The following is a 26,672-nucleotide window of genomic DNA, read 5'->3' as shown; positions in this document are numbered from 1 at the left end:
AGTGGCGCCAGTGTAAAGGGGAATAGATCTAAAAGAAAATGAGAATGATTCACTTTATTGTTGATCTTTGTGCCTGTCGGGGTAAGATGCCTTCCGCTTGATAATGATTCTCAACAAGGACTTTGCAGTGGCGCACAACAACCCCCCCTCACTGATTGCCTTCGCCGTGGCGGCAGGGCTGGTTTCCCCCGCTTTCGCCGCAGACAAGAAAACGGATGAAGTCATGGTGGTCAGCGGCTCCCGCATGGAGCAGAAGCTGGAAGACGTCTCCGGCCCCATCGCCGTCATCACCTCGGAGCAGATAGAAGAGCAGGTGGTCAGCAACGTGGCCGACCTGTTCCGCTACGAGCCCGGCGTGAGCGTGCAGGGGGGGGCTGGGGATGCCCAGACCTTCACCATCCGCGGCATGAGCGAGAACCGGGTCAAGGTGGTGCAGGACGGCGTGCGCCAGAACGACGCCTACAAGAACGGCGGTGTGGGTCAGACCTACTTCGACACCGACATGATCAAGCAGGTGGAGGTGGCCAAGGGGCCGGCGTCCGCCGCCTACGGCTCCGATGCCCTGGGGGGCGTCATCGCCATCACCACCAAGGATGCCGGCGACTTCCTGAAGGGCCGCGACAGCTACCTGGACGCGACCACGGGCTATGCCTCCAGCAGCCACCAGAAGATGGGGGGCATCACGGGGGCGCTGCGCACCGGGGAGTTCGAAAACCTGCTGCGCTACACCTGGCGCGACGGCGGGGTCACCCAGAACCATGACGGCGACAAGGAGGAGTTCGACATCGTCAGCCAGGCGGTGCTGTTCAAGAGCAAGTGGAATCTCAGCGACGATCAGTTCCTGAAGCTGACGGTCGACTACTTCACCGAGGGGCAGGATCCGCACGCGGTCGACCTGACCAAGGCGGGTTCCGTCTTCAACCAGCCGATCACCGACAAGGAGACCGACAACCTCTCCCTGGTGCTGGATCACGGCCTCGCCCTGAACGCCCCCTGGGCGGATCGGGTGGACAGCAAGATTTACTACAGCCGCGCCAAGCAGACCCTGGATCAGTACGCCTCCTCCAAGTATCCGGTCATGCCGAGCAACCCCTATGTGACCAAGAACTCCCTGGATCACAACGGTTTCGAGCAGGAGAGCCTGGGGGCCCAGGTGAAGTTCAGCAAGGCGCTCGTCAATCAGCGTCTGGCCTGGGGCCTGGAGTATGAGCACACCGACAACGAGCGTACCCGCTTCAAGGCGCCGACCGTACCGGGCGATTTCGTCGGTTACAGCGAGCTGAGCTTCCCGTCCACCACCAGCGAGCGCAGCGCGCTCTGGGCCTTCGACGAGATCAAGTTCGGCGAGCGCTGGGTGCTGACCCCGGGCGCCCGTTACGACTACTACAAGATGACCCCGGACGAGGATCCCGCCTACACCGGCGAGAACATGCAGAAGATCTCCGAAGGGGAGTTCTCCCCCAAGCTGGGGCTGGTGTTCAAGGCTCACGAGGCAGCGAATCTGTTCGCCCAGTACAGCCACGGCTTCAAGGCGCCCATGTATGACAACGCCTTCTCCACCCTGAACCACCAGGCGTACGGTTATCGCATCGAGCCGAACCCTAACCTCAAGCCAGAGAGCAGCGACGGCATCGATCTCGGCGTGCGTGGCAGCCGCGGCGGCTTCAGCTATGAGGTGGCCACCTTCTACAACAAGTTCGACGACTTCATCGAGCTGACGGCCGTGGGCACCGAAGGCCGTACCGCCCTCTATCAGTACCAGAACCTGGACAAGGCGACCACCAAGGGGGCCGAGGTCAAGGCGGACTACTGGCTCAGCGATCTGGTCAACGTCTGGGGCAACCTGGCCTACATCGAGGGCAAGGATGGCGAGGGCAACTACATCAACAGCCTGAGCCCCCTCAACGGCAGTGTCGGGGTGCGTCTGGAGCAGCCGAACTGGAATATCAACACCGCCCTGCGCTTCGCCGACGACATGGACAAGGTGGGCAAGGATTCCCGCGGCAACGACAACATCAAGAGTGCCGGCTGGGGTGTGGTGGATCTCTACGCCCAGTTCAAGCCGATGCAGGATCTGCAGCTCAACGTCGGGGTCTTCAACCTGTTTGACAAGGAGTACGTGAGCTACGAGAGCATCACCGGCCTTGCCGCCAGCGCGGACACCAGCGGCCAGACCGAGCCGGGTCGCAACCTGAGTGCAAGGGTAAAATACGTGTTCTGATATTTGCCAATGAAAATGATGATGAAGGGGCCCCGGGGCCCCTTCTCTGTTTCTGGCGGCCCAAACCGACCCCAAAAAGAAACCCGCCAGGGGCGGGTGGAAGGATTGCAACACTCATCAGGAAGCGGTGTTATCCAGATAGACAGGGGGATGTGACAAAGGTTCAACTTTATTGATATTTCTGGTTTTTACCCTGGGTGATGCCTGGGGATCCCCGCCCCGAAATCGGTTATCATTTGTGCCCCTTGTCCCGCAGCCGAGCCCCTATGCCCGCCTTCTCCTGGTTAGCCCTGTTCTTTGGCGCCTTCTACTTCGTCTATGGCGCCTACCTGCCGTTCTGGTCCCTCTGGCTGGAAGGCATAGGAGTGAGCGCCGAACAGATAGGCCTGCTGCTGGGGATCGGCATGGCCATCCGCTTTGCCGGCAACCTGATGGTGATGGGACGGGTCAAGGGGGCGGGCCAGTTGCTGCCCGTCACCCGGCTGCTCTGCCTGCTGAGCCTGCTGGCGTTTCTGGGCTTCTATCTCGACCACAGCCTCTGGTGGCTGGTGGCGCTGACCCTGGCGGCGAACTTCATCTACCCGACCCTGATGCCCATGGGGGAGGCACTTGCCACCCGCATGGTGGTGCAGACCCACCTCGATTACGGCAAGGTGCGGTTGTGCGGCTCCTTCGCCTTTATCGTTGCCTCGACCCTGGTAGGGGCCCTGGTGGGCAACTTCGGCAGCGACTGGGTGCTGCACACCATGGTGGCCGGGCTGCTGATCATGCTGGGGCTCAGCCTGCTGCCGCTGCGACCCGCCCCCCGGGAGCTGCAAGGGGAGCGGGCCAAGGCCTCCCTGAAGGAGACGCTCAAGTCCGCGTCGGTGCGGCGCTTTCTGCTGATCACCGCCCTGCTGCAGGGGAGCCACGCGGCCTACTACGGCTTCAGCGCCATCTACTGGAAGGCCGAGGGCTACGGCGGCACCCTGATCGGCTATCTGTGGGCCCTGGGGGTGGTGGCGGAGATCGCCATGTTCGCCGCGGACAAGCGCTTCCTCCAGCGCTTCGGCGCCCAGACCCTGTTTCTGATTGGGGCCCTTGGCTGCGTGGTGCGCTGGGTGCTGCTCGGCAGCTCTACCGAGCTTTGGGTGCTGGTGCTGGGCCAGCTGCTGCACGGGGTCACCTTCTGCATCAGCCACCTCGGCGCCATCCGCTTCATGACCCGGCAACTGCCCGCGGAGCAGCAGATCCCCACCCAGGCGCTCTATGCGGCCCTGGGGCTCGGCATGACGGTGGCCGCCCTGATGACGGTCTGCGGCCTGCTGTTCGAGCCCCTGGGCGGCGGCATCTTCTTCATCATGGTGCTGGTGGTGCTGCCGGTCTTCGTGCTGCGGCTGCGCGAGGAGAGGCCCGAACCGGGCCGATGACACCGGCCTGCCGGTCTCTGGCCCGGCAGGCTCCTGACTTATCTGGACAAGGGAAGTAGAGAGATGCACCAAGGATGGCTGCTGATCGGGTTGTCGCTCGCCTATCTGGGCTTGCTGTTCCTCATCGCCTACGTGGCGGACAAGAACAAGCGCCGCCGCCCCAAGGGGCAGCCCCTGCTCTACAGCCTGTCGCTGGCGGTCTACTGCACCTCCTGGACCTTCTTCGGCACCGTGGGCCAGGCCAGCGAGTCCCCCTGGTCGCCGGTGCCCATCTACCTGGGCCCCATGCTGGTGTTCCTGTTCGGCTGGCGCCTGCTGGCCCGCCTCATCCTGGTGGCCAAGCGCGAGCACATCACCTCCATTGCCGACTTCATCGCCGCCCGTTACGGCAAGTCCCAGCGCCTGGCCATGGTGATCAGCCTCATCGCCGTCATGGGGATACTTCCCTACCTGGTGCTGCAGCTCAAGGCGATCGTCACCGGGCTGGACCTGCTGATGGCCAACAGCGCGGGGGCCAGCCCCACCAGCAACATGGCCGAGCTGGCGCTAGGCGTCACCCTGCTGCTGGCCCTGTTCAGCATCCTGTTCGGCACCCGCAACCTGGACGCCACCGAACACCACAGGGGCATGGTGGTGGCCATCGCCTTCGAGTCCGTGGTCAAGCTGCTTGCCTTCATGGCGGTGGGGGGCTTCGCGCTCTGGCTCATCGTCGCCAGGCCGAGCGAGGCCCGCACCCTGGTGGCCAGCGACTTCCTTGAGGCGGTGGTGGCGGTGACGCCGGGCAGTGTGCTGGAGCTCGCCATCTACACCCTGATCGCCATGTGCGCCGTCATCTGTCTGCCGCGCCAGTTCCACGTGACTGTGGTGGAGAACAACCAGGGGCAGGATCTGCACTGGGCGCGCTGGATCTTCCCCCTCTACCTCTTCCTGATGGGGCTCTTCATCTGGCCGCTGGCGCTCGCGGGCAAGCAGTGGGTGGGGGCCGACATGGCCTCCGACACCTATGTGATCAGCCTCCCCATGTCCCTCGGATTCGACGGCATGGCCATGCTGGCCTTCCTCGGCGGCACCTCGGCGGCCACCGGCATGGTGATCGTCTGCACCATCGCCCTGGCCATCATGGTGAGCAACGATCTGGTGCTGCCGGTGCTGCTGCGCCGCGTCTGGCAGCAGGGGCGGGACGAGCGCCTGATGCGGCTGCTGCTGCAGGTGCGCCGGGGCGCCATCCTGCTCATCCTGCTGGCGGCCTGGGCGCTCTACCTCTGGCTCGGGGATCTCACCAGTCTGTCGCGCATCGGCTACCTGTCGTTCGGCGCCGTGGCCCAGTTCGCGCCGGCCCTGCTGCTCGGCCTCTACTGGCGCCATGGCAACCGCAAGGGGGTCTACCTCGGCCTGGCGCTGGGGGTCAGCCTCTGGTTCCTCACCCTGCTGGCGGAGAGCGGCCTGCTGGCGGGCTCGCCCCTGGAGGCCCTGCTGGCGCCTCCCGACTGGCCCGCGTTCCGGGAGCTGAGCCTGGGGGCCTGGTGCCTCTTCCTGAGCCTCTTGCTCAACCTGGTCGGCTATGTGGCGGGCTCCCTGCTCTCCCGGGCGGCGGTGAGCGAGCGGCTGCAGGCGGCGAACTTCGTCGGCAAGCCGAGCCGGGACACCACGGCGCTCTACCAGGCGCGGGTCTCGGTCAAGGAGCTGGAGATGCTGGCGGCCCGCTTCGTCGGGTCGAGCCGGGTCAAGCGCGCCTTCGGCCGCTTCGCCGGCGAGCACGGCGGCACCCTGGCGCCCCAGATGCAGGCCTCCGCGGATCTCATCGCCCACACCGAGCGGCTGTTGGCCGGGGTGTTCGGCACCTCGTCCGCCCGTCTGGTGCTGGCCTCGGCCCTGCAAGGGCGCAACATGCAGCTCGAGGAGATCGCCACCATAGTGGACGAGGCCTCGGACGTGTTCCGCTTCAACCGCGGCCTGCTGCAGGGGGCCATCGAGCACATGGGGCAGGGGATCTCGGTGGTGGACAGGGAGCTCAGGCTGGTGGCCTGGAACCGGCGCTACATAGAGCTGTTCTCCTATCCCCCCGGCCTCATCCAGGTGGGGCGCCCCATCGAGGAGATCATCCGCTACAACGCCGGGCAGGGGCTGTGCGGCGCGGGGGACGTGGAGGCCCAGGTGGCGCGTCGGGTCGCCTTCATGAAGCGCGGCAGCCCCCACATCTCGGCCCGGGAGCGCCCGGACGGCCGGGTGATCGAGATGCAGGGCAACCCCATGCCGGCGGGGGGCTTCGTCATGACCTTCACCGACATCACCCCGTTCCGGGCGGCGGAGCGGGTACTGCGCGAGGCCAACGAGCACCTGGAGGCGCGGGTGGCCGAGCGTACCCACGAGCTCTCCGAGCTCAACCGCCAACTGCTGCTGGTAAACCAGCAGGTGGAGCGGGCCAACCAGTCGAAGAGCCGTTTCCTCGCGGCGGTGAGCCACGACCTGACCCAGCCTCTCAACGCGGCCAAGCTCTTCACCTCCTCCCTGCTGGAGATGCTGCCCCCGGAGGACGAACCGGCCCGCATCGCCCGTCACATCGACGACGCCCTGGGGGCGACCGAGGATCTCATCACGGATCTGCTGGACATCTCGCGCCTCGAGGCGGGCAAGTTCAAGGCCAAGAAGCTCGACTTCGCCCTGAGCGACGTGCTGGGCAACCTCAAGGCGGAGTTCGGGGTGCTTGCCCAGGCCGGGGGGATTCAGTTCTCCGTGGTGGAGAGCAGCCTCGCCGTCTACAGCGACGTGCGCCTGCTGCGCCGGGTGCTGCAGAACTTCCTCACCAACGCGTTTCGCTACAACCCGGGGGGCCGGGTGCTGCTCGGCTGTCGCCGCATGGGGGACAAGGTGCGCATCGAGGTGTGGGACAACGGCCCCGGCATCCCGGAGGGCAAGCAGGAGGCGATCTTCGACGAGTTCTCCCGCCTCGACCACTCCCGCACCGCCAGGGAGCAGGGGCTCGGCCTCGGACTCGCCATCGCCCGCGGCATCTCCCAGGTCCTGGGTCACCAGCTCTCCCTGCGCAGCTGGCCCGGAGCGGGATCCGTCTTTGCCATCACCCTGAACCTCGCGACCCGGCCGGTGACGCCGAGCCAGGTGACGACCCCCGCCCAGCGGGACAGCCAGCTGGAGGGGGTGAGGATCCTCTGCATCGACAACGAGGAGGACATCCTCATCGCCATGGCGTCCCTGCTGGGGCGCTGGGGCTGCGAGGTGCGCTGTGCCCAGAGCCTGGCCCAGGCAGAGGAGATCATCGGCGACGGCTTCCTGCCCGCCCTGGTGCTGTCTGACTATCACCTGGACGACGGCAAGACGGGGTTGCAGGCGCTGCATATGATCCGGCTGGCATATGGCAACGAGATAGGCGGCATCATCATCAGCGCGGATCGCAAGAGCGAGCTGCAGGCGCAGATCCGCGAACACGGCTTCGGTTATGTGAGCAAACCGGTCAAACCCCTCAAGCTGCGGGCCCTGATGAACAGCCTCTTGCTGCCGGTACAGTGACGGCATTCACATTATCGCGCATTGGGTGGTGATTTTTTAAAGGCCGTTTCGGCGCCATGAATGGGGTTTTTATCGCCATGTTGCCGGCCTTTTCCCCACCATGTCGGACAAATGAGTCCCTGTTGATGTCACTTCTGTCAGGTGGCGCGAAGGCGTCTCTCCTTTATAGTCATTTGGCGATTATTTTCATCGCAAACCAAGTTGTGCAAAAAAGGCAAACCGGGCGAAAGCCCGGGACGCAAAGCTTCCGGTCTAAGGGTCAGCGAACCTAGGATAGCGGGGCCACCACAGGTTGTATCGTCCATGGGCCAAGCCATGGTGGCGATGTTGTCTGCGTTACCTGTCAGGTTGCGTTGCCTTTTTCGTTGTTCATTCCAATAACGAAATAAGGAAATTCAATGATGTTCAGTCCAAAACATTCCCTGCTGGCGCTCCTGGTCGGGGGCCTCTGTGCCGCTCCCGCCTTCGCCGCCGCCCCGGGCAAACCCACCATAGGCTCGGGCCCCACCAAGTTTGCCATCGTCGAAGTCAATCAGTCCGCCTCGGCCTACAACCAGCTGGTGACCGTTCACAAGGACGGTGCCCCGGTCAGCGTGACCTGGAACCTCTGGTCCGGCGACGTGGGCCAGACCGCCAAGGTGCTGCTCGACGGCAATGAGGTGTGGTCGGGCCCGGCGTCCGCCGCAGGCACCGCCAACTTCAAGGTCACCAAGGGGGGGCGCTACCAGATGCAGGTGGCCCTGTGCAACGCCGATGGCTGCACCCTCTCCGACAAGAAGGAGCTGGTGGTGGCCGACACGGACGGCAGTCACCTGGCCCCGCTCAATGCGCCCCTCCAGGAGAACAACAAGCCCTACGCCAACAAGTCCGGCAAGGTGGTGGGGGCCTACTACGTGGAGTGGGGTGTCTATGGTCGCAAGTTCACCGTGGACAAGATCCCGGCCCAGAACCTGACCCACATCCTCTACGGCTTCACCCCCATCTGCGGCGGCAACGGCATCAACGACAGCCTGAAAGAGATCTCCGGCAGCTTCGAGGCCCTGCAGCGCTCCTGCGCCGGTCGCGAAGACTTCAAGGTCTCCATCCACGATCCCTGGGCGGCGATCCAGATGTCCCAGGGCAACCTCAGCGCCTGGGATGAGCCCTACAAGGGCAACTTCGGCAATCTGATGGCGCTCAAGCAGGCCCGTCCGGACCTCAAAATTCTGCCCTCCGTCGGGGGATGGACCCTCTCCGATCCCTTCTACTTCCTGGGTGACAAGACCAAGCGCGACACCTTCGTCGCCTCGGTCAAGGAGTTCCTGCAGACCTGGAAGTTCTTCGACGGCGTGGACATCGACTGGGAGTTCCCGGGCGGCCAGGGGGCCAACCCCAACCTGGGCGGCCCGAACGATGGCGCCACCTATGTGGTGCTGATGCAGGAGCTGCGCGCCATGCTCGACGAGCTGGAAGCCGAGACCGGTCGCCAGTATGAGCTCACCTCGGCCATCAGCGCCGGCGGCGACAAGATTGCCAAGGTGGATTATCAGGCGGCCCAGCAGTACATGGACCACATCTTCCTGATGAGCTACGACTTCAGCGGCGCCTTCGACCTGAAGAATCTGGCCCACCAGACCAACCTCTTTGCCTCCAGCTGGGATCCGGCCACCAAGTACACCACAGACAAGGGCGTCAAGGCGCTGCTGGGTCAGGGGGTGGCGCCGGGCAAGATAGTGGTCGGCGCCGCCATGTACGGCCGCGGCTGGACCGGGGTGAGCGGCTACCAGGCCGGCAACCCCTTCACCGGCACCGCCACCGGACCTGTGACCGGTACCTGGGAAAATGGCGTGGTGGATTACCGCGACATCGTCAACAACCGCATGGGCGCAGGCTGGGTGCAGGGTTATGACGAGGCGGCCGAGGCCCCCTATGTCTTCAAGGCCGGCACTGGGGATCTCATCAGCTTCGACAACGATCGCTCGGTCAAGGCCAAGGGGCAGTACGTGCTGGCGAACCAGCTCGGCGGTCTGTTCGCCTGGGAGATAGACGCGGACAACGGCGACATCCTCAACGCCATGCACGAGGGGATGGGCCACGGCGAGGGTAGCCTGCCGCCGGTCAACAAGCCGCCGGTGGCCAATGCCGGCAGCGATCTGAACGCCACGGGCCCGGCCGAGGTGACCCTCAACGGCAGCGCCTCCCACGATCCGGAAAACGGCGTGCTGACCTACGGCTGGAAGCAGGTCTCCGGGCCCCAGGCGACCCTGCTCGATGCCACCCAGGCCAGGGCCCGCGTGGTGCTGGACGCCGTCAGCGCCGACATCAACCTGGTGTTCGAGCTGACCGTGACCGACGATCAGGGCCTGACCGCCAAGGATCAGGTGGTGGTGACCAACAAGGCACCGCAGCCGAACCTGGCCCCCGTGGTGACGGTTCCGGCCACCGCAACCGTCGAGTCCGGCAAGCAGGTGAGCATCCAGGCCAGTGCCTCCGATCCCAACGGTGACACCCTGAGCTATCAGTGGAGCCTGCCAGCGGGTCTCACCGCCACCGGTCAGAACAGCGCGACCCTGGTGGTCACGGGCCCGAGCGTCACCAGCGACACCGCCTATGACCTGACCCTGGTGGTCACCGACGGGGCGCTGGATGCCAGTGCCACCACCCGCCTGACCGTCAAGCCGGCCAGCACCGGAGGCGGCTGCAACGCGACCGATCCGGATGCGGCCACCCATCCGGCCTGGAACGCCAGCACCGTCTACAACACCGATAACAAGGTGAGCCACAACCAGCTGGTGTGGCAGGCCAAGTACTGGACCCAGGGCAACGAGCCGAGCCGCACCGCCGATCAGTGGAAGCTGATAAGCCAGGTACAGCTTGGATGGGATGCAGGGGTTGCCTACAACGGCGGTGATTTCACCAACCACAATGGCCGCAAGTGGCAGGCCCAGTACTGGACCAAGGGCGACGAGCCCGGCAAGGCCGCGGTCTGGGTCGACAAGGGGGCAGCCAGCTGTAACTGATTGCCATCGCAACGGGAATGGGGCCTGGGCCCCATTCTTCCCGCCGACGCTGTACCGGCAGGGGCCATCCGCCCCTGCCATTGCAACCAGAGTGTCCGAGCACTCATTCCCTATGAAGGACATATCCCATGAAGAATCAACACCCCCTGTTGCGGGCGGGCGCCCCCCTGCTCGGCTGTGCGCTGCTGGCACCGCTCGCGATGGCGCAGCAGAGCAGCACGACGGGCGCGTTTCGCAAGGACAACAGCGCCCCCCAGATCTACAGCCAGGAGGGGCTGGTCAACCATTTCGCCCAGCAGCTGCCCTTGGGGGCGACCTTCGCCCCGCGGCTGATCGCCCGGGACGCCGAGAATGGGGATCTCAGTGCCCGCATCAGCCAGAAGAGCGGGGTCAATACCCAGGTGCCTGGCAACTATGTGGTCCAGTATCAGGTCAAGGACGATGGCCTGCCCGCGGTGGATGGCTTCAAGGGATGGGGGAGCACCACTACCACCTTCTCGCTGCTGGTCACCGTCTATGACCCGGAGCGGGAGCATCCCGTCAACCAGCTTGCCCTGGGGGCGCTCTGGGACGAGGGGCCCGTCATCAACAATAGCCTCCTCATGGCGGTGGGGGGCGAGCTGAGCCGTACCCTGTGGATCCCGGGTTCGAACCTGCCGCTGCTGGGGGATCGGCTGTCCATCCGGACCTTCCAGGTGAAGGAGGGGGTCTGGGGTGGCAGCAACCGCCAGTTTGCGCTGCGCCTCACCGATCCCGACAGCGGCGAGGCGCTCTATGACGGGCCCCTGGCCTTCAGCAGCGGGACCACCTTCACCCCCAGCGCCCCCATCCCGGTGCTGGCGGGACGGGATTACCACGTCACCCTGCGCTATCTGGCCGGTACCGGCCAGCAGGGCTTCAAGCGCAACGAGGCGGGGCAGTTCTGGCTCGGTGCCGAGGGAGTGCAGGAGCAGGCGCTCTATCCCTATGCCCAGGTGCTGGCCGATCCCGCCAACCGGCTCGCGTTCGACCCGGGTTTGAGCCGCCCGCTCAAGGAGAAGCTGCTGAGCAGCGCGGGGGGCGAGGAGGTGCTCCACATCCGCAAACTGCCGGGGGCCGAGGCCAGGGTGTTGAGCTACGCCATCGCGGATCCGGCACTGGCGACGCTCCAGATCCAGCCGGGAGAGGAAGAGGACAGGCTGGTGCTGAGCGGGCTGCAGGAGGGGGAGACCAACCTGGCGATCCTGGCCAACGGCGAACCGGTCGATCTGGTGCGCCTCGTCGTCACGGCGCCCAAGGTGGTGAGGCTTTCCTACAGCTACATCGCCTTCCCCGGAGAGACCCAGACCCACCTCTGGGATGACGGTGCCCTGATCCAGCGCGACATCGGCCGCCGCTACGCTCCCTACAACATCCGGCTCAGCTGGGTCGACAACGGCGTGCTGGTACACGAGTGGGACAGGGACGGTGACGGCGACTCGTACGAAGGGGATCGCTCCGAACAGGAGGCCCCCTTCTCCGAGGGCTGGATCCCGAACCAGGGGCAGGTCTTCTCCAACCTCTATGTGATCCGCAGATACAAGGATCCGGCGCGGGCATGTGGCGGGGCCGGGGCAGGGTCGTCCATGGGCATGGGGCCGGACGACGCGCCTCCCCGCGCCGGTTATCGCGCCGCCTGTCCCGGCAACGCCACCGAGCTGGGCCAGTCCCTGACCCTGGCCCACGAGCTGGGCCACAACCTGGGGCTGTGGCACGCCAAGGACACCGATCCCAATGGCGCCGCCAACCTCATGTATGTCGGTCGTCAGGAGGGGATCTTCTTCGCCCCCCAATGGCGGGTGATCCACCAGACCCTGAGCCGCCGAATCGCCGCGGGGGATCCCGGAGTGAGCGAAGACGGGGCCCCTGACCAGAACCGATGAGCGTCATGGGGCGATGACAGGTTCTGGATGGACCTTTCCTCCCCGGCACCGCGACTCACCTCCGAAGAGGGGGGCAAGGCCGAGGCGTTGCCACCCGCTTCATCAGGCTTACCACAACAGGGCATGTGGACATGCCCGCCACAATGAGAACCATAACAATGAAAAAAACACAGCTAGCCAGCCTGATCCTGACCGCCCTGGCGAGTGGCCCCCTGTTGGCCGCCGTCCAGGCTCCCGCGTCCTTGCCCTTCAATACCCAGCCACCGGTAAACGAACTGCAAGGCTCCCTGGCGGCGCAGGTGCAATTCGCCCAGAGCCAGATCCTGCCGGCCCATGTCGCCGAGGGAGACAACCAGCCCAGGCTGACCGCCCTGCGCAAGAGCCTGTTGCTGGTCAGGCCCCTGCAAGCCGAAGCCGGCGTGCCGATGACGGTGACGGCGCGAGATGGCGCCGGGCAGACGCTCGGGACGCTCACCCTCAACCCCCCCGGACAGTTGCCGAAGACGGCCTATTACCTCGAGGGTTCGCCGGAGGAGGGGGTCGACTTCACCCCGGGGCCGGGCACCAGTGGCCTCATCGACAGCAGCAGCGAGCTGGCCAGACTCAGCGACCCCGCCGGAGCCTTCCTGCAGAGCAAGTTGCAGCCCCACGCCCTGGTCACCATCCAGACCGCGGATGGCCGCTGGGTGCGGGATATTCATCTGCCGGTCGGGGCCGAGCTGGCGGGCAAGATGGTGCGGCTGGCCTCCAACGCCGGTTACAACTCGACCATTTATTACAGTGGCCGCCAGGTGACCCTCTCCCGCGGCCAGAGCCTGCAGTTCAAATTCGTGGCCGGCCAGTGGATCCGTGACGGGGAGCTGGAGAACAACGGCATCCGCTACGCGGCCGATGCCTGGAGTGCCGTGCTGCCGGCGGACTGGATCCGGCCTGGCCTGGCGCTGCAACTCAGCCAGGGCGGGCTCAGCGGCGAGCTGATGGATCTGCAGGTCGGCGCCCCGAGCGAGCTGCTCATCCACACCATCGACATCGGCATGCTGACCACTCCCCGGGATCAGTTTGCCTTCGCCAGGGATCCCGAGGCCCACCGTGAATATTTCCAGACGGTGCCGACCAGCCGGCTCATCGTCAGCCAGTACGCCCCCCTGTCGCTGCCGGAGGTGATGCTGCCAAACGGCACCCTGCTCACCGACTTCGATCCCAGCCAGGGCGGCTGGCACGAGGGCACCATGCGCCAGCGCATCGGCAAGGAGCTGATCTCCCACGGCATCGACAACGCGAACTACGGCATCAACAGCACGGCCGGCGAGGGGGAGAGCAGCCATCCCTATGTGGTGGCCCAGCTGGCGGCCCACAACAGCCGGGGCAAGTACGCCAACGGCATCCAGGTGCACGGGGGCTCGGGGGGCGGCGGCATCGTCACCCTCGACAGCTCCCTCGGCAACGAGTTCAGCCACGAGGTGGGCCACAACTATGGCCTGGGGCACTATGTCGGCGGTTTCACCGGCTCGGTGCACCGTAGCGCCGAGGCGGTCAACTCGACCTGGGGCTGGGACGGGGATCGCAATCGCTTCATTCCCAACTTCGGCCCCGCCCGCACCGGCCAGAGCGCCTGTCTCGACGGTCAGTGCCAAGCACCGTTCGAGGGCCACGCGTTCGGTTTCGATGCCATGGCGGGCGGCGCGCCCTTCTCCGGCTTCAACCGCTTCACCCTCTACACCCCGAACTCGGCCGCCATCATCCAGCGTTTCCTCGAGAGCAAGGCGGTGTTCGATGCCGCTTCCCCGACCGGATTTCGCAAGTGGGATGCCGCCACCGCCACCATGGTGCCCTACCAGCACAGGGTCGAGCGGCTGGAGCAGATCAGCGCCCCGGTCAATGACCTGAGTGAAGCCAGGCTGGCGGCCCTGCTGGCGGAGTATGACCTGGTCAAGGTAGCCATGTGGGACGGCAACTGGACGCGCAACATCCAGGCGCCGGCTGCCGGAGCCGGGAATGCGGGGCGCATCCTGACCGTGGAGCACAGTGCCGGCTACAACAGCATCCTCTTCATCAACGGCCAGCAGATCACCGTCTCCCGTGGCTTCAAGAAGAGCTACATCTCGGACGGCAGCCGCTGGCACGAAGGGCCTGTGGTGGATACTCGGGTGGCGCGCAAGCCGCAGGCATTCGGGGTGCCGGTGACGACCCTGGTGGGCTATTACGATCCTCGCGGGCTGTTGCCGAGCTACCTCTATCCGGCCCTGCACGGCGCTTACGGTTTCGGCTATGGGGATGACGGCGAGGGGATCGGGACGGGGGATTGCCAGCTGCAGGTGGAGACCCGGGATGGCTTGCTGCACTTCCGGCTCGCCAATCACCGGCTCAATGCCGGCGTGATGAACAAGTTCCATGTCAACGTGCCCACGGCCAGCGAACCACGGAGCGCCGCCGTGATCTGTGCCGCCCGTACCCTGGATCAGAGGCCCGTCCCGGCGCCGGGGGCGGCTCTCTCCTTCACCGTCAACGGGCGTCCGCTCGAGTAGGAGGCCTCCCCGTCAGACCAGGGGTGAGCCCGGCCCATACAGACAAAAATGCCAAACAAAAGGCCCATACGGGCCTTTTTTTCATCCGGAATGGCGCGCTCAGAGCGGCTTCTGCCACAGGCTCAGCAGCAGATCCTGCTCGAGCGCGTCAGGCCCCTGATGGGTGAAGGCGTGGCGCTGCTCGCCGCTGGCGCGCCAGCCGAGGCGGCTGGTCTCCAGAATGTGTTCGCGCAAACCTTGATCCAGCGCCGTGCTGAACTGGCTGCGCTGCCGGGCAACCGGGGTGAGCCCGGCGAGGCTCGGCCAGCTCAGGGGGTGCTCCATGCTCACCGGGTTCAGGCTGACGCGCAATTGCCACTGGTGGCGAGGGCCCGGCTGCACATGGAGCAGGTAGCCGCCCGGCGCCAGCCAGTTGACCAGCTGCTCTGTCTTGACCTTGAGGTCGTTGACCAGCAACACCTGGGCCTTGCCCGGTTGCAGCGGGGCGCGCGCCGGATCGGCGATGACGAACTGAGCCTCAGGCTGCGCCTTGTTGGCGGCGAAGATGGCGTTCTTGGCGATGTCGAACCCGGCGAATTGCCAGCCAGGGAGGCGCTCGGCCAGGGCGCGGCAGTAGTAGCCCTCGCCACAGCCCAGATGGATCAGCTCATGCTCCCCGAGTGGCGCAAGCAGCTCGACCATGGCCTCCACCAGGGGCAGCTGGTGGCCCTGCTCCAGGAAGCGGCGCCTGGCGCGCAGCAGGGCCCGGCTGTCGCTGTCCTTGGGGTTCTTGGTGCCGGGGATCAGGTCCAGATAGCCTTCAGGAGCGGGATCGAAGTGGTGCTTGTTGGCGCAGTAGCGGCCCTTGGAGGCGTCATGCAACTGGAGGGGGCTGCGGCAAAGGGGGCATTGAAGGTGCATAGGTGTTCTCTTGGCGAAGGCCATGTCGGCGGGGGCGTTCGGGATTATAGGGGAGAGGATCAGAAAAGGCTGCCGTGGCAGCCTTTTTATCCAACGGCGCTGTGCGGGCGCCGTCGGGGAACCCGATCAGCGGGTACCAAACACCACTATGGTCTTGCCGTGGGCGGAGATGAGCTCCTGCTCTTCCAGCATCTTGAGGATGCGGCCGACGGTTTCACGGGAGCAGCCGACGATCTGGCCGATCTCCTGGCGGGTGATCTTGATCTGCATGCCATCCGGGTGGGTCATGGCATCCGGCTGTTTGGCCAGGTTGAGCAGGGTCTGGGCAATGCGGCCGGTCACGTCCAGGAAGGCGAGGTTGCCGACCTTCTGGCTGGTGTGCTGCAGGCGCTTGGCCATTTGACCGGAGAGGCGCATCAGGATGTCCGGGTTGACCTGGATCAGCTGGCGGAACTTCTTGTAGGAGATCTCGGCGACTTCACAGGCGCCTTTGGCACGTACCCAGGCGGAACGCTCCGGATTCTCGTTCTCTTCGAACATCCCCATCTCGCCCAGGAAATCCCCCTGATTCAGGTAGGAGAGGATCATCTCCTTGCCTTCGTCATCCTTGATCAGGACGGCGACGGTGCCCTTGACGATGTAGTAGAGGGTTTCCGCTTTTTCACCGGCGTGGATCAGGGTGCTCTTGGCGGGATACTTATGAATGTGGCAATGCGACAAGAACCACTCGAGGGTGGGATCGCTTTGCGGTTTGCCAATGATCATGAGACTTCCTCTGTAGTGTCATTTTTATGGACTGTGCGTCCAGGCAAGTTGCCAAGCTTGCCATTCCTTACTCTTTGGTCGCAGTAGAATAAGAGCCTTTGCCTGTGCTGACAAGGCTTTGGGGTTTTGCCGTCCACCGGTGAGCCGCCATCTGCTGCGTCGTCCGGGGCATTCTAGGCAAGAAGAGGGGGTCGGATGTTGATTTCGATCTATTTCCCCCCGGGTCTGCGGCAGTTTCGCAAGGTACGGCCGGGACGGCACGGGCGGGTCGGGATCCCGCGACGATGCAGGATGACGAGTCATGTGCCACTCGACCCCTGCTTGAGGTATGCTATGGGCGTCAGAACCGTTGTCATTGAGAGGAAGTGAGAGATGAAAGCCAAGGTCAGCTGGGTCGAAGGCATGAAGTTTGTGGGAGAGAGCGAGTCCGGTCATCAGGTGACCCTGGACGGCGCCAACCCGGGGGAAGGTGCCAGCCCGATGGAGATGATCCTGCTGGCGGTTGGCGGGTGCAGCTCCATCGACGTGGTCTCCATCCTGGAGAAGGCCCGTCAGACCGTGACCGCCTGCCATGTGGAGCTGGAAGGGGAGCGCGCCGACTCCGTGCCCCGGGTATTCCAGAAGATCCACCTCAAGTTCGTCGTGACCGGCAAGGGTCTGGCCGAGAAGCAGGTGGCCCGTGCGGTGGACCTGTCCATGGAGAAATATTGTTCCGTTTCCCTGATGTTGGAAAAAGCGGTAGAAATTACCCATAGTTATCAAATTCTTGAAGCTTGACAGTCGTAGTTTGTCCCGTCGATAACGCCATGACATAAGGAAAGTGCGATGAAAAAAATGATGATGTTGCTTCCCCTGTTCGGGCTTGCCGCCTGCAGTGCGCCGCAGCCGACCCAGTATCAATACAGCCAGTATCAGTGCGGGGAAGAGTTGCTGGGGATCACCTATGATGCCCAGGCCGACATGGTGCAGTTCCCTTATGCCGGCGTGTATCACAAGCTGGGGCGCATCGAGTCGCCCAAAGAGATCGCCAGCTATTCCGACGGGGTGACCACCTTCTCCCAACAGGACAAGCAGGCCACCCTGGTCAAGAGTGGCGTGACCCAGCTCACCTGCGAGCTGAAATGATCCTCATGCCGTCACGGCGTGTATGCAAAACGGCCTGCTTGAAGCAGGCCGTTTTGTTCTGGGGCGGGTTTATCGGGCGGGCAGGGCGCCCAGCAGCTGGGCGGCGAGCTGCTGGCTGAGCTGGCCGCGGGCCTCCTCGGCGACGGGCACGTCGCTGGCGAGCTGGATGGCGCTGCTCCACACCGTCTGCTGGGTGCGTCTGTCGAGCAGCAGTATGGCCAGGGTGCCCTTGCGAGCATCGGCGGCGGCATTCAGACCCGGGGTCATGCCGAGGCGGGAAAAGACCTCCCCGTCGCTCATGTCCTGGCTGCCCGCCACCCCGATGGCGACCCAGACGTCGGCGTCATCCAGGGGCACGCTGCGCCAGCCCTTGCCGTCGAGTTCCCGGGTCACGGCCTGCTGTACCGGCTCCAGCCAGGGCGCGGCGCTGTTGCCCGCATACTGGAACTGCTCGGCGAGTGCATAGCGTGGCGTCGCCCCATAGGGCCAGTTGTCTGCCGGACGCACCACCATGGTGCCCGTTTCGACGGTGGGGGCCGCGGGGCCCGTGCTGCAGCCGCCCAGCAGGGCAGCCAGTGTGAATGAGAGAAGTGCACCGCGCATCGATAAGCTCCTTGGCTCAGGTGATCTTGCCCGTTTCGATCAGTTGCTGGATCAGGGGGCGCAGGATCAGCTCCATCGCGAAACCCATCTTGCCGCCCGGCACGACTATGGTGTTCATCCTGGACATGAAGGCGCCGTCTATCATCGACAGCAGGTAGGGAAAGTCCACCTGCTTGATGCCCCGAAACCGTATCACCAGCATACTCTCGTCCAGGCTGGGTATCACCTTGGCGCTGAAGGGGTTGGAGGTGTCGACGGTCGGCACCCGCTGGAAGTTGATGTGGGTGCGGGAGAACTGGGGCGTGATGAAGTTGATGTAGTCGTCCATGGAGCGGACGATGGAGTCGGTCACCGCCTCCCGGGAGTGGCCGCGCTCCGAGGTGTCGCGAATGAGCTTCTGGATCCACTCCAGGTTGACGATGGGCACCACGCCGATGAGAAAGTCCACGTGCCGCGCCACGTTGTGCTCGTCGGTGACCACGCCCCCATGGAGCCCCTCGTAGAACAGCAGGTCCGTCTCGCCCGGCAGATCCTGCCAGGGGGTGAAGGTGCCCGGCATCTGGTTGAAGGGCACCGCCTCGTCGAAGCTGTGCAGGTAGCGCCGGTACTGGCCGGTGCCGCTCTGGCCGTACTCCTGGAAGAAGGACTCCAGCAGCCCGAAGTCGTTGGCCTCGGGGCCGAAGTAGCTGATGTGCCGTCCCTGCTCCCGGGCCTTGCGGATGGCGACATCCATCTCGGGCCTGGTATAGCGGTGGAAACTGTCCCCCTCGACCACGGCCGCCTTGTACCCGAGCTGGTGGAACATGGAGCGAAAGGCGTTGGTGGAGGTGGAGGTGCCGGCACCGGATGAACCGGTGACCGCGATGATGGGATGCTTGGCCGACATAGAATTCTCTCTTCCTTGGGAGTTCCGTTATAAGGGCTGGCCCAAAGTGCGGTCAAGTGCGCCGTCTTGCCGCACTATCCTCCGGCCGGCTCTGCCAGCCTGGCGCACAGTGTGCCTCGCACCGGGGAGAAGGCGGCCCACGGGCGGCCTTCCCGGCGGGCGCCGCGCCCCGGCCGAACGCCGGATGGCCAGAGGAACAGGGAAAAACGGATGAAGATTCTTCAGCCCGGGTCCCCCATCCTGTGTCATTCTTGCTGGAAGTCGTCAGTCGACGCCTTGCTTAAATGAGTCTTGTGCACGACATTGACGCTCTCGTGCAACTCGCTGTAAACGAGCACGGCGCTGCCTTGTTGTAATTGTTGCCGGACCTCTTCGACCTTGTCGGCCAGGCTGACATCCTGCTCGCCATACTCGGTGCCCTCTTGCAGGACAAAGTGCTCGAGCAGGTTGGTGAGGGTGTCGGGATCCAGTTCTTGCCAGGGGATAATCATGGTTTCATCTTCAGTCAGTGGAGTGCGGATATTGTCGGTGTCTCGCCGGCCAGCGCAAGGGGTTTGTCACGGACCGGGCGAGGGGTGGTATGTCTCCTTCTGAAGCCCGCCGCCCCTCGGGTCAGTTCGAACAGCACCTGTTCGATGCCCGCCGCCACGCCCTCTGCGCCGGACTGCGCTGGTTCTGGGCCATCAACCTGATCGCCATCCTGTTCCTGCTGACCCGCTTCCACATCTACCAGGAGGCGCACCTGGTGCTCGTGGACCGCCTGCCCTGGTCCTACGAGTGGCAGCTCCTCGCCATGGCCGGCGTCTGCCTGCTGTTTCCGCTCGGTTGGCGCTGGCTCGCCCACCAGCCCCACGTCCTCTGGCAGATCTCCCTGTGGGCCTGCGCCCTCGGCTGGGGCCTGGCCTGGGCTCTGGCGGGCTACACCATCTCTATCGTCGATCTGAAGGGAGGCTTCAGCTTCATCTTCAACATGGTCAGCCTGCTGCTGCTGACCGGCCTGATCGCGGCCTATTGCGACGTGCGGCTGTTTTACGCGCTGGTGTTCGCCCCTTTGCTGTTTCTGCTGCTGAGGGCCTCGTGGAGCCCTGAGCCCTTTGTGCTGGTCAACATCATAGTGGTCTGCATGCTGCTGGTCGTGCTGGAAACCGGGCGGCGCATGCTCAACGGCTGGTTCGAGCTGGCCGTGTCGAGGGAGTATGACAACCTGATGCTGGCGCACAAGATGAATGCCATGGCTCACCGGGATCCCCTGACCGGCCTGGCCAACCGTCGGCACTTCGATCAGGTATGCAAGCGCGCCATCGCGCAGGGCACGACCCTGGAACTGCCGCTCACGGTGATCCTGCTCGATGTGGACTTCTTCAAGCGCTACAACGATCGCTACGGCCATCAGGCGGGGGATGCGTGCCTGATCCTGGTGGCCGAGTGCCTGGAGGAGAGCGTGCGCGAGCCCGGCGATCTGGTGGCCCGCTACGGCGGGGAGGAGTTCGTGGTGCTGCTGCAGGAGACGACGCTGGCCGGTGGCCAGGAGGTGGCGGAGCGCATTCGTGCCACCCTGGCGGCCCGGGCGCTGCCCCACGAGGACTCCGACGTGTCGCCCTACCTCACCCTGAGCCAGGGCATAGCCCAGTGGCGTCCGGGGGAGAGCCTCGTCATGCTGCTCGAGCGGGTCGACGGCGCCCTCTATCGTGCCAAGGAGGAGGGGCGCAACGGTTATCGCATCGCGCCCTGAGTCTGCTCCTGCAGCCACAGGCTGATGCGCTCATCCAGCCAGAATCGGGGCCGCCAGGGGGAGCCGTGCAGGAAGCCCACGTGGCCGCCCCGTCGACTCAGCTCGTAGCGCACCTGGGGGGAGAGCTGCTCTGGCCCCGGGATGACGGCGCCAGTCATGAAGGGATCGTCGGCGGCGTGGATGACCAGGGTCGGGATGGGAATGCGGGCCAGCAGACCCAGACCGGAGCAGGTCTGATAGTAGTGATCGGCGCTGGCGAAGCCGTGAAGTGGTGCCGTCACCTGCTCGTCGAACTCCCGCAGGGTGGCGATGCGCGCGATCTGCGCCGGTTGCCAGCGGGCCCGGGCGGTGGCCAGATGCCGGATCTTGCTCTGCAGATTGGCCCGCATGGTGCGCAGCAGATAGCGCTGATAGACCCGTGAGAACCCCTGATTGACCCGATCGGCACAGCTTGCCAGTTGCAGCGGGGCCGAGATCACCACTGCGGCCTTCAGTTCGGCCGGGCAGGCGCGCGCCAGCAGGTTGACCAGCATGTTGCCCCCCAGGGAATAACCGATGGCGATGAGCGGCTTGCCGGGGAAGCGCCGACCCAGCTCGGCGATCACCGCCTCTGCATCCTCGATGGCGCCGGAGTGGTAGGCCCGCAGCAACCGGTTCGGCTCGCCGCTGCACCCCCGAAAATGCATCAGCACCGCCTCCTGCCCCTGCCGTTGCAGATGGGCGAACAGCCCCTTGGCATAGTGGGAGTGAATGCTCCCCTCCAGCCCGTGAAACAGCACGATCAGCGGCCCCGGGCCCTGGCTGACGTCGCCGCTCCAGGCGAGATCGACGAAGTCGCCATCTGCCAGCTCGAAGCGCTCCTGAATGAAGCGGGCCGACGAGCGGCGCAGCCACTTGGGCAAGATGGTCTGCAGGTGGGCATTGCGGGCCCACCAGGGGGCGTGGAAGTGGCTTTCTGTCAGCATGGGATGACTCGGAACGACGGGAATAGATAGAGGCGGCGAGCCAAGGCCCGCCGCAACATCAGGCCGGCAGGTGATCGTGGTGCTCGGCACCGCGCAGCATGGCCTGGATCAGCTCGTTGGCTTCAAACTTGGTGAGCGCCTCGTGGGCCCCGACCTGGTGGGCCCGCTCCACGCTGATCTCGCTGGAGAGGGAGGTGTGCAGGATGATGTAGGCCTCCGCCAGCCTGGGGTCGCTCTGCACCTCGAAGGCCAGCTCGTACCCGTCCAGCCCCGGCATCTCGATGTCGCTCACCAGGATGTCGATCCGCTTGCCCTGGGTCGCCCTGGCCTGCATCAGGGCGAGGGCGTCGCGGCCGTTGGTGCAGACCTCGTAGGGAATGTTGATGTAATCCAGCGCCGCCATCAGCTGGCGGCGGGCGACGGAGGAGTCGTCCACCAGCAGAATCCGCATCGGCTTGAGCCGCTCGCGCTGCACGTCGGTCAGCACGGGGTAGAGGTGGCTGGGATCGTCCGGATAGACCCGCGACAGGATGAGCTCCACGTCCAGCAGCTGGATCAGCTGCTCCCCCACCCGGGTCACGCCGGTGACGAACACGTTCTGCCCGAGGGAGGGGGGCGGCGGCTCGATGTCACGCCAGTTGCACTCGGTGATCTTGTCGATGCCCCGCACCAGGAAACCCACCAGGGTGCGGCGGCAATCCGTGATGATGATGAAGCAGTGGGGCATCTCCTCCCTGCTGATGGGGCGATAGCCCACCGCCATGGCCATGTCGATCACGGGGATGGTGGTGCCCCGCATGCTGGCGGCCCCGAGCACGGTCGGATGCGACTGAGGCAGTGCGGTGAGCTGGGTGTAGGGCACTATCTCCTTCACCTTGAGGGTGCCGATGGCGAAGGATTGTCTGGCAGAGAGGTGGAACAGCAACATGCCCTGGGATTGGTTGGCCTTGCTCGTCATGGCGGATGTCCTGTTGATCTAGTCGGTGACGGTCAATCTGGTGTTCAGCATAGAGGATGGTGACAAGGATGACTCCTTCGTTGTTAGCGACCGCACGCCGCAAAACTGGATCCCTTTCACCATCTTTTATTTTGTCGTCCGGCTCAGCGGGAGGGCGAGGGCTCGGCGTCGAGGGCGTGACCCAGCCACCGCAGGGAGGCCTCGGCCAGCGCCGCGTTATCCCGGTAGCCCAGCCTGGCCACCACCTGGGCCGGCGTGCTGCCGCTTCGACGCAGGCGAACCCCCTGCAGCAGTCGCCACTGTTCCTGCAGGGCCTGGGCGTCTGGCCCACCGAGACCGCGCTCGGCAAGCAGGGCCTGCCAGGCCGCATCGCTGCCCGGTTGCTGGCTGGCCAGCGCCTGCCAGGCGGTTTGCAGCGCGGTGTCCGGCTGCGGCGCCAGGACGCATGCCTGCAGCTCGTCCCCCAGAATGCGCAGGCGCTCGCCAAAGGGGCCCTGCCAGTCGCGGGGGCGTGACCAGGTGGCCAGGTTGTCCAGCAGGGCATCCATCAGCGGGCTCGCCTGCAACCAGCCGGCCTGGGCCGGCTGCGCAACCCGCACGGAGCAGGCCAGCAGATCGTATTGGCAACCCGCAAGGGGCGTCAGGGCGGCGAGGGCATCGGCGCAGAGCCAGAAGTGGCTGCCCTCGGTCAGCAGCAGCTCGTGGGCGCCGAGTCTCAGCAGTGCCGCCCCCCGGGTGACGCGCAGCAACTGGCCCATGGGGGAGCGTTTGCGGGGGCCGACCTGGAGGCTGGGAGTGGAAAAATGCTGATACTCGATGGCGTGATGCATGTAAAAACCCTGATATGATGCTGCCCGGAGGTAACAAAAATGGAAACCAGACGTAAAAAGCGCTTCATTGCCGGGGCAGTGTGCCCGGCGTGCGGCAAGATGGACACCATGATGCTGTATATGGAGCATGGAGTCGAGAAGGTGACCTGTGTCGACTGCGGGGATACCCAGGTGCAGACCCAGGCCGAGGTGGACAAGGCGACCCGCGAGGCGGAGCAGGTCATCGGGGTGTTTCGTCCCGAATGACGGGCTGCCGGATGGGGGTATTGAGCGAAGGCATGCACGATGCAGGGTTTGCGTTTGGCGCGCCTCGCCGCGAGTGAGGGCCTCTCGGGAATAGCCGGGGTGAGATCAGACCCGTGCCGGACTGCCGACTTTTTCAGCACGACGGGGCGGGGCAGATCATATGCTTGGCCACCTTTTTAAGGTATTCTGGGCCCGTTTTTTTCTATCCGCAGGATCCCTGACATGAAAGTAGCTCCCCTGAGCGTGGTTACGCTGGAATACACGGTCACCGACGAACACGGTGAAGTCATCGACACCACAGTCGGTAAAGAGCCGCTGGTGTATCTGCACGGCACCCGTTACCTGGTCTCCGGCCTCGAAGCCGAGCTGGAAGGTCGCAGCGTGGGCGAGGCATTCGACGTCACCCTGACGCCGAGCCAGGCCTATGGCGAGTATGACGAGAACCTGGTGCAGGAAGTGCCCGGCGAGTTGTTCGATGGCATGGAAGTGTCTGAAGGGGATACTTTTGTGGCCGAGACCGACGATGGCCACCGTCCGGTGACCGTCATCGAGGTGTCCGAGGAGTTCGTCAAGGTGGATGGCAACCATCCCCTGGCCGGCGTGACCCTGGGCTTCAAGGTCGAGATCAAGGACGTGCGTGCCGCCACCGCCGAAGAGCTGGCCCACGGCCACGTACACGGTGCCGGTGGTTGCGGTCACGACCATGGTCATGACCACGATCACGACCATGGCCACGGCGGTTGCTGTGGTGGTCACGGCCACGATCACGGTCACGACCACGGTGATGACCATGGTCACGGCGGCTGCTGCGGTGGCGGCGGTTGCGGTGGCAAGGGCCATCACCACTGATTTCGGCCTGACCGATGATGAAAAAACCCGCCTGGTGCGGGTTTTTTCATGGCTGCGCACTCAGTAGTGCGGGGGCGGGGTCTCTTCGGCCATGCTGGCAATCTGGCTCGGCTGCACGCTCTGCAGCTTCTCCACCAGCAGATGGATCTGGTGCTTGAGCCGATCCAGCTCGCGGCCCTGGGTGGTGACTTCGTCGTTGAGCTGCTCCACCGTGTATTCGGCATAGGCGAGGCGGCTTTCCAGGGTTTCGAGGCGATCGTTTAGTTGCTGACTCATGGGCCTTTGGGTCCTTACTTGATAGTCCAGATTTCGGCCAGGCCGCTGGAGCTGGCGCTGACGAGGTGGCCATTGTCGCGCAAAGCCACGCCGTAGACCACAGCGCTCGGCGGTTTCACCCTGGGGTGGGGCGAGACCCGCCAGCTCTGCAGCTGGTGGCCGTCGCTCACCCGCCACAGGGAGAGCTGGCGGGAGGGGGCGCCTGTGATGAGCCAGTTGCCGTCGTTGGCAAAGCGCGCGCTGGTGTAGACCTCGAAGCGGTGGTCGAACCGCAGCCTGCTGTGTTCCTTGCCGGTTTTCAGATCCCAGATGCTGGCCTGGCGGCTGTCGGCGGTGAAGGCGAAGCGCCCGCCGGGGTCTAGCCTCGCCATCACCACCCGGCCGCCGTGGTGGAAGCGCCACAGCACCTGGCCGCTGCGGGTATCCCACAGATAGGCGCTGTAGTCGTTGCCGCCGGTGAGGGCGTAGCGGCCGTTGGCGGAGAGATCCACGGTATTGACCTGCTCGGTGTGACCGAGGAACTGCAGCCGGCGGCCGGTCTGGGTGTCCACCAGCTCCGCCTTGCCGTCGGCACGGCCGATCAGCACCTGGCGGCCATCCGCCGAGAGCGCCGCATCGCGCAGGCTGGACTCGGGCAGGGAGTAGTAGCCCTGGGAGCGACCATCCTGCAGGCGCCAGATGGCAAAGGTGCCCTGGGTGGCGGTGATGGCGTGGCTGTCGTCAGGGGAGAAGCGGGTCAGGGTGACGAACTCTTCCCGATCGTCGCTCTGGCGCCAGCGCCAGCGCTCCTTGCCCTGGTCCAGATCCCACACCACAGTGCCCTGACCCAGGCTGGAGACCAGGGCCAGCTTGCCGGAGCCCGCGAGATCCGCGCTCAGCAGACCCTGCTCGGCGAGGCGGATCTGCCGACCGGGCTGCGAGCCCTGTTCGCATCCCGCCAGCATCAGGCAGATACCGATGAGATAAATGGCACTTTTGATCATTTTTCCTGTCTCATGCTTTCGTTACCTGCGATCACGGCGTTAGTATAAGGCGCTTATCACGATAAACCTCTCATTTCACGAAGGAACCGAGAGCGGTATTTAGAGTTTTGGAGAAACTGATGAACAATTTTCTGAAGGTGTCCCTGTTGGCTGCGGCGGTTGCCGTCGGTCTGACTGCTTGCCAAAAAGACGAGAAGCCTGCTGCGAATACCGCAGAGGTCAAGGCAGAAGCCAGCAAGCCGGCAGAGGCCCCCAAGGCAGAAGCCAAGAGCTTTGAAGAGCAATCCGGCTATGCGATCGGCCTCTCCATGGGTCGTTATATCGCCAATACCCTGGAGCGTCAGCAGGAGCTCGGCATCAAGCTGGACAATACCGTGATCCTCCAGGGGGTCACCGACGGTCTGGGCAAGAAGGCCAGCATGACCGACGAGGAGATCCAGAAGGTTCTGCAGGAATATGACGCCAAGATCAACGAGCTGACCAAGGCCAAGGCCGACAAGGACGCCGTGGAAAACCTGAAGAAGGGCGAAGAGTACCTGGCAGCCAACGCCAAGAAAGAGGGCGTGAAGAGCACCGAGTCCGGTCTGCAATACCTGGTGGAGAAGATGGGGGACGGCGCCAAGCCGAAGGCCACCGACATCGTCAAGGTACACTACACCGGCACCCTGACCGATGGCACCAAGTTCGACAGCTCCGTCGATCGCGGCGAGCCGGCCACCTTCCCGCTGAACCAGGTGATCCCGGGCTGGACCGAAGGCGTGCAGCTGATGCCCGTCGGTTCCAAGTTCAAGTTCTTCCTGCCCTCCAAGCTGGCCTACGGCGAGCACGGTGCCGGCTCCATCCCGGCCAACGCCGTGCTGGTATTCGACGTCGAGCTGCTGGCCATCGAGAAGCCCGCTGCCAATGGCGACGACAGCAAGAAATAAGCTGACCATGCGATGAAAACGGCTCCCCAGGGAGCCGTTTTTGCTTGT

At 64.7% G+C, this 26,672-nt stretch carries 22 protein-coding genes and 1 riboswitch; of the genes, 12 read left to right on the top strand and 10 right to left on the bottom strand.

Features of this window, described 5'->3' with window-relative positions:
* Window positions 1-127 precede the first annotated feature (127 nt).
* From I6L39_RS02095 to I6L39_RS02070, 6 genes are all read left to right on the top strand, one after another.
* Complete coding sequence (locus tag I6L39_RS02095) at window positions 128-2,221, top strand: TonB-dependent hemoglobin/transferrin/lactoferrin family receptor (RefSeq protein WP_216990896.1); 2,094 nt, start codon at window positions 128-130, stop codon at window positions 2,219-2,221.
* A gap of 266 nt (window positions 2,222-2,487) precedes the next feature.
* The gene (locus tag I6L39_RS02090) at window positions 2,488-3,630 is read left to right on the top strand and encodes a 3-phenylpropionate MFS transporter (protein ID WP_042074985.1); all 1,143 of its coding nucleotides are present in this window, start codon (window positions 2,488-2,490) and stop codon (window positions 3,628-3,630) included.
* A 63-nt stretch (window positions 3,631-3,693) separates the two neighbouring features.
* Entirely contained in the window at window positions 3,694-7,155 is a 3,462-nt protein-coding gene (locus I6L39_RS02085) for a PAS domain-containing hybrid sensor histidine kinase/response regulator (protein WP_216990895.1), read from the top strand.
* A 203-nt stretch (window positions 7,156-7,358) separates the two neighbouring features.
* A riboswitch (cyclic di-GMP riboswitch) is annotated at window positions 7,359-7,445 on the top strand.
* 111 nt (window positions 7,446-7,556) lie between these two features.
* The gene (locus I6L39_RS02080; protein WP_216990894.1) at window positions 7,557-10,154 is read left to right on the top strand and encodes a glycosyl hydrolase family 18 protein; all 2,598 of its coding nucleotides are present in this window, start codon (window positions 7,557-7,559) and stop codon (window positions 10,152-10,154) included.
* Between the two features lie 128 nt (window positions 10,155-10,282).
* Window positions 10,283-12,055 (top strand): immunoglobulin-like domain-containing protein, encoded by a 1,773-nt coding sequence (locus I6L39_RS02075; protein WP_216990893.1) that lies wholly within the window; start codon window positions 10,283-10,285, stop codon window positions 12,053-12,055.
* Between the two features lie 152 nt (window positions 12,056-12,207).
* Entirely contained in the window at window positions 12,208-14,580 is a 2,373-nt protein-coding gene (locus I6L39_RS02070) for a M66 family metalloprotease (RefSeq protein WP_216991743.1), read from the top strand.
* Window positions 14,581-14,679: 99 nt separating this feature from the next.
* On the opposite strand, the gene I6L39_RS02065 is transcribed toward I6L39_RS02070, so the two are convergent.
* Both I6L39_RS02065 and crp read right to left on the bottom strand, forming a co-directional pair.
* Complete coding sequence (locus tag I6L39_RS02065) at window positions 14,680-15,480, bottom strand: putative RNA methyltransferase (RefSeq protein ID WP_216990892.1); 801 nt, start codon at window positions 15,478-15,480, stop codon at window positions 14,680-14,682.
* Window positions 15,481-15,606: 126 nt separating this feature from the next.
* A complete protein-coding gene (gene crp, locus I6L39_RS02060) occupies window positions 15,607-16,245 on the bottom strand; it encodes a cAMP-activated global transcriptional regulator CRP (RefSeq protein ID WP_010673237.1) in 639 nt (212 codons plus the stop codon).
* Window positions 16,246-16,617: 372 nt separating this feature from the next.
* On the opposite strand from crp, the gene I6L39_RS02055 reads away from it, so the two are divergent.
* Both I6L39_RS02055 and I6L39_RS02050 read left to right on the top strand, forming a co-directional pair.
* Window positions 16,618-17,022 carry an OsmC family protein gene (locus I6L39_RS02055; RefSeq protein WP_042074974.1) on the top strand — a complete coding sequence of 135 codons (405 nt, stop codon included), beginning with the start codon at window positions 16,618-16,620 and terminating at the stop codon, window positions 17,020-17,022.
* A gap of 48 nt (window positions 17,023-17,070) precedes the next feature.
* On the top strand, window positions 17,071-17,370 hold the full coding sequence (locus tag I6L39_RS02050; RefSeq protein ID WP_042074972.1) for a hypothetical protein: 300 nt from the start codon (window positions 17,071-17,073) through the stop codon (window positions 17,368-17,370).
* Window positions 17,371-17,439: 69 nt separating this feature from the next.
* Here I6L39_RS02050 and I6L39_RS02045 read toward each other — a convergent pair whose 3' ends face one another.
* The 3 genes from I6L39_RS02045 to I6L39_RS02035 all read right to left on the bottom strand — a co-directional run bounded on the left by I6L39_RS02045 (window position 17,440) and on the right by I6L39_RS02035 (window position 19,350).
* Window positions 17,440-17,973: a DUF4136 domain-containing protein gene (locus I6L39_RS02045; protein ID WP_216990891.1), complete on the bottom strand. Its 534-nt coding sequence runs from the start codon at window positions 17,971-17,973 to the stop codon at window positions 17,440-17,442.
* Between the two features lie 16 nt (window positions 17,974-17,989).
* Window positions 17,990-18,859: a phosphoribulokinase gene (locus I6L39_RS02040; RefSeq protein WP_043758373.1), complete on the bottom strand. Its 870-nt coding sequence runs from the start codon at window positions 18,857-18,859 to the stop codon at window positions 17,990-17,992.
* A 245-nt stretch (window positions 18,860-19,104) separates the two neighbouring features.
* Window positions 19,105-19,350, bottom strand: a complete 246-nt coding sequence (locus tag I6L39_RS02035) for a YheU family protein (protein WP_042074967.1) — start codon at window positions 19,348-19,350, stop codon at window positions 19,105-19,107.
* Between the two features lie 89 nt (window positions 19,351-19,439).
* Here I6L39_RS02035 and I6L39_RS02030 point away from each other — a divergent pair, with 89 nt between their 5' ends.
* Entirely contained in the window at window positions 19,440-20,591 is a 1,152-nt protein-coding gene (locus I6L39_RS02030) for a GGDEF domain-containing protein (RefSeq protein WP_216990890.1), read from the top strand.
* Here the strand turns inward: I6L39_RS02030 and I6L39_RS02025 are convergent.
* From I6L39_RS02025 to I6L39_RS02015, 3 genes are all read right to left on the bottom strand, one after another.
* On the bottom strand, window positions 20,573-21,556 hold the full coding sequence (locus tag I6L39_RS02025; protein WP_216990889.1) for a hydrolase: 984 nt from the start codon (window positions 21,554-21,556) through the stop codon (window positions 20,573-20,575). The two genes, I6L39_RS02030 and I6L39_RS02025, sit on opposite strands and share 19 nt — an antisense overlap.
* A gap of 58 nt (window positions 21,557-21,614) precedes the next feature.
* Complete coding sequence (locus I6L39_RS02020) at window positions 21,615-22,514, bottom strand: chemotaxis protein CheV (protein WP_042074960.1); 900 nt, start codon at window positions 22,512-22,514, stop codon at window positions 21,615-21,617.
* Window positions 22,515-22,657: 143 nt separating this feature from the next.
* Window positions 22,658-23,344 carry a hypothetical protein gene (locus I6L39_RS02015; protein WP_216990888.1) on the bottom strand — a complete coding sequence of 229 codons (687 nt, stop codon included), beginning with the start codon at window positions 23,342-23,344 and terminating at the stop codon, window positions 22,658-22,660.
* Between the two features lie 39 nt (window positions 23,345-23,383).
* On the opposite strand from I6L39_RS02015, the gene I6L39_RS02010 reads away from it, so the two are divergent.
* Window positions 23,384-23,590: a YheV family putative zinc ribbon protein gene (locus tag I6L39_RS02010; RefSeq protein ID WP_033130616.1), complete on the top strand. Its 207-nt coding sequence runs from the start codon at window positions 23,384-23,386 to the stop codon at window positions 23,588-23,590.
* 222 nt (window positions 23,591-23,812) lie between these two features.
* Window positions 23,813-24,439: a peptidylprolyl isomerase gene (gene slyD / locus I6L39_RS02005; protein ID WP_216990887.1), complete on the top strand. Its 627-nt coding sequence runs from the start codon at window positions 23,813-23,815 to the stop codon at window positions 24,437-24,439.
* 60 nt (window positions 24,440-24,499) lie between these two features.
* On the opposite strand, the gene I6L39_RS02000 is transcribed toward slyD, so the two are convergent.
* Both I6L39_RS02000 and I6L39_RS01995 read right to left on the bottom strand, forming a co-directional pair.
* Window positions 24,500-24,715, bottom strand: a complete 216-nt coding sequence (locus I6L39_RS02000; protein WP_042074954.1) for a SlyX family protein — start codon at window positions 24,713-24,715, stop codon at window positions 24,500-24,502.
* Between the two features lie 14 nt (window positions 24,716-24,729).
* The gene (locus tag I6L39_RS01995; protein ID WP_216990886.1) at window positions 24,730-25,698 is read right to left on the bottom strand and encodes a WD40 repeat domain-containing protein; all 969 of its coding nucleotides are present in this window, start codon (window positions 25,696-25,698) and stop codon (window positions 24,730-24,732) included.
* Window positions 25,699-25,817: 119 nt separating this feature from the next.
* Here I6L39_RS01995 and fkpA point away from each other — a divergent pair, with 119 nt between their 5' ends.
* Complete coding sequence (gene fkpA / locus I6L39_RS01990) at window positions 25,818-26,624, top strand: FKBP-type peptidyl-prolyl cis-trans isomerase (RefSeq protein WP_209794663.1); 807 nt, start codon at window positions 25,818-25,820, stop codon at window positions 26,622-26,624.
* Window positions 26,625-26,672 lie beyond the last annotated feature (48 nt).

The sequence above is a fragment of the Aeromonas sp. FDAARGOS 1409 genome (genome assembly GCF_019048705.1).
Lineage (GTDB): Bacteria > Pseudomonadota > Gammaproteobacteria > Enterobacterales > Aeromonadaceae > Aeromonas > Aeromonas sanarellii.
This window is presented reverse-complemented; position numbering and strand designations above follow the sequence as displayed.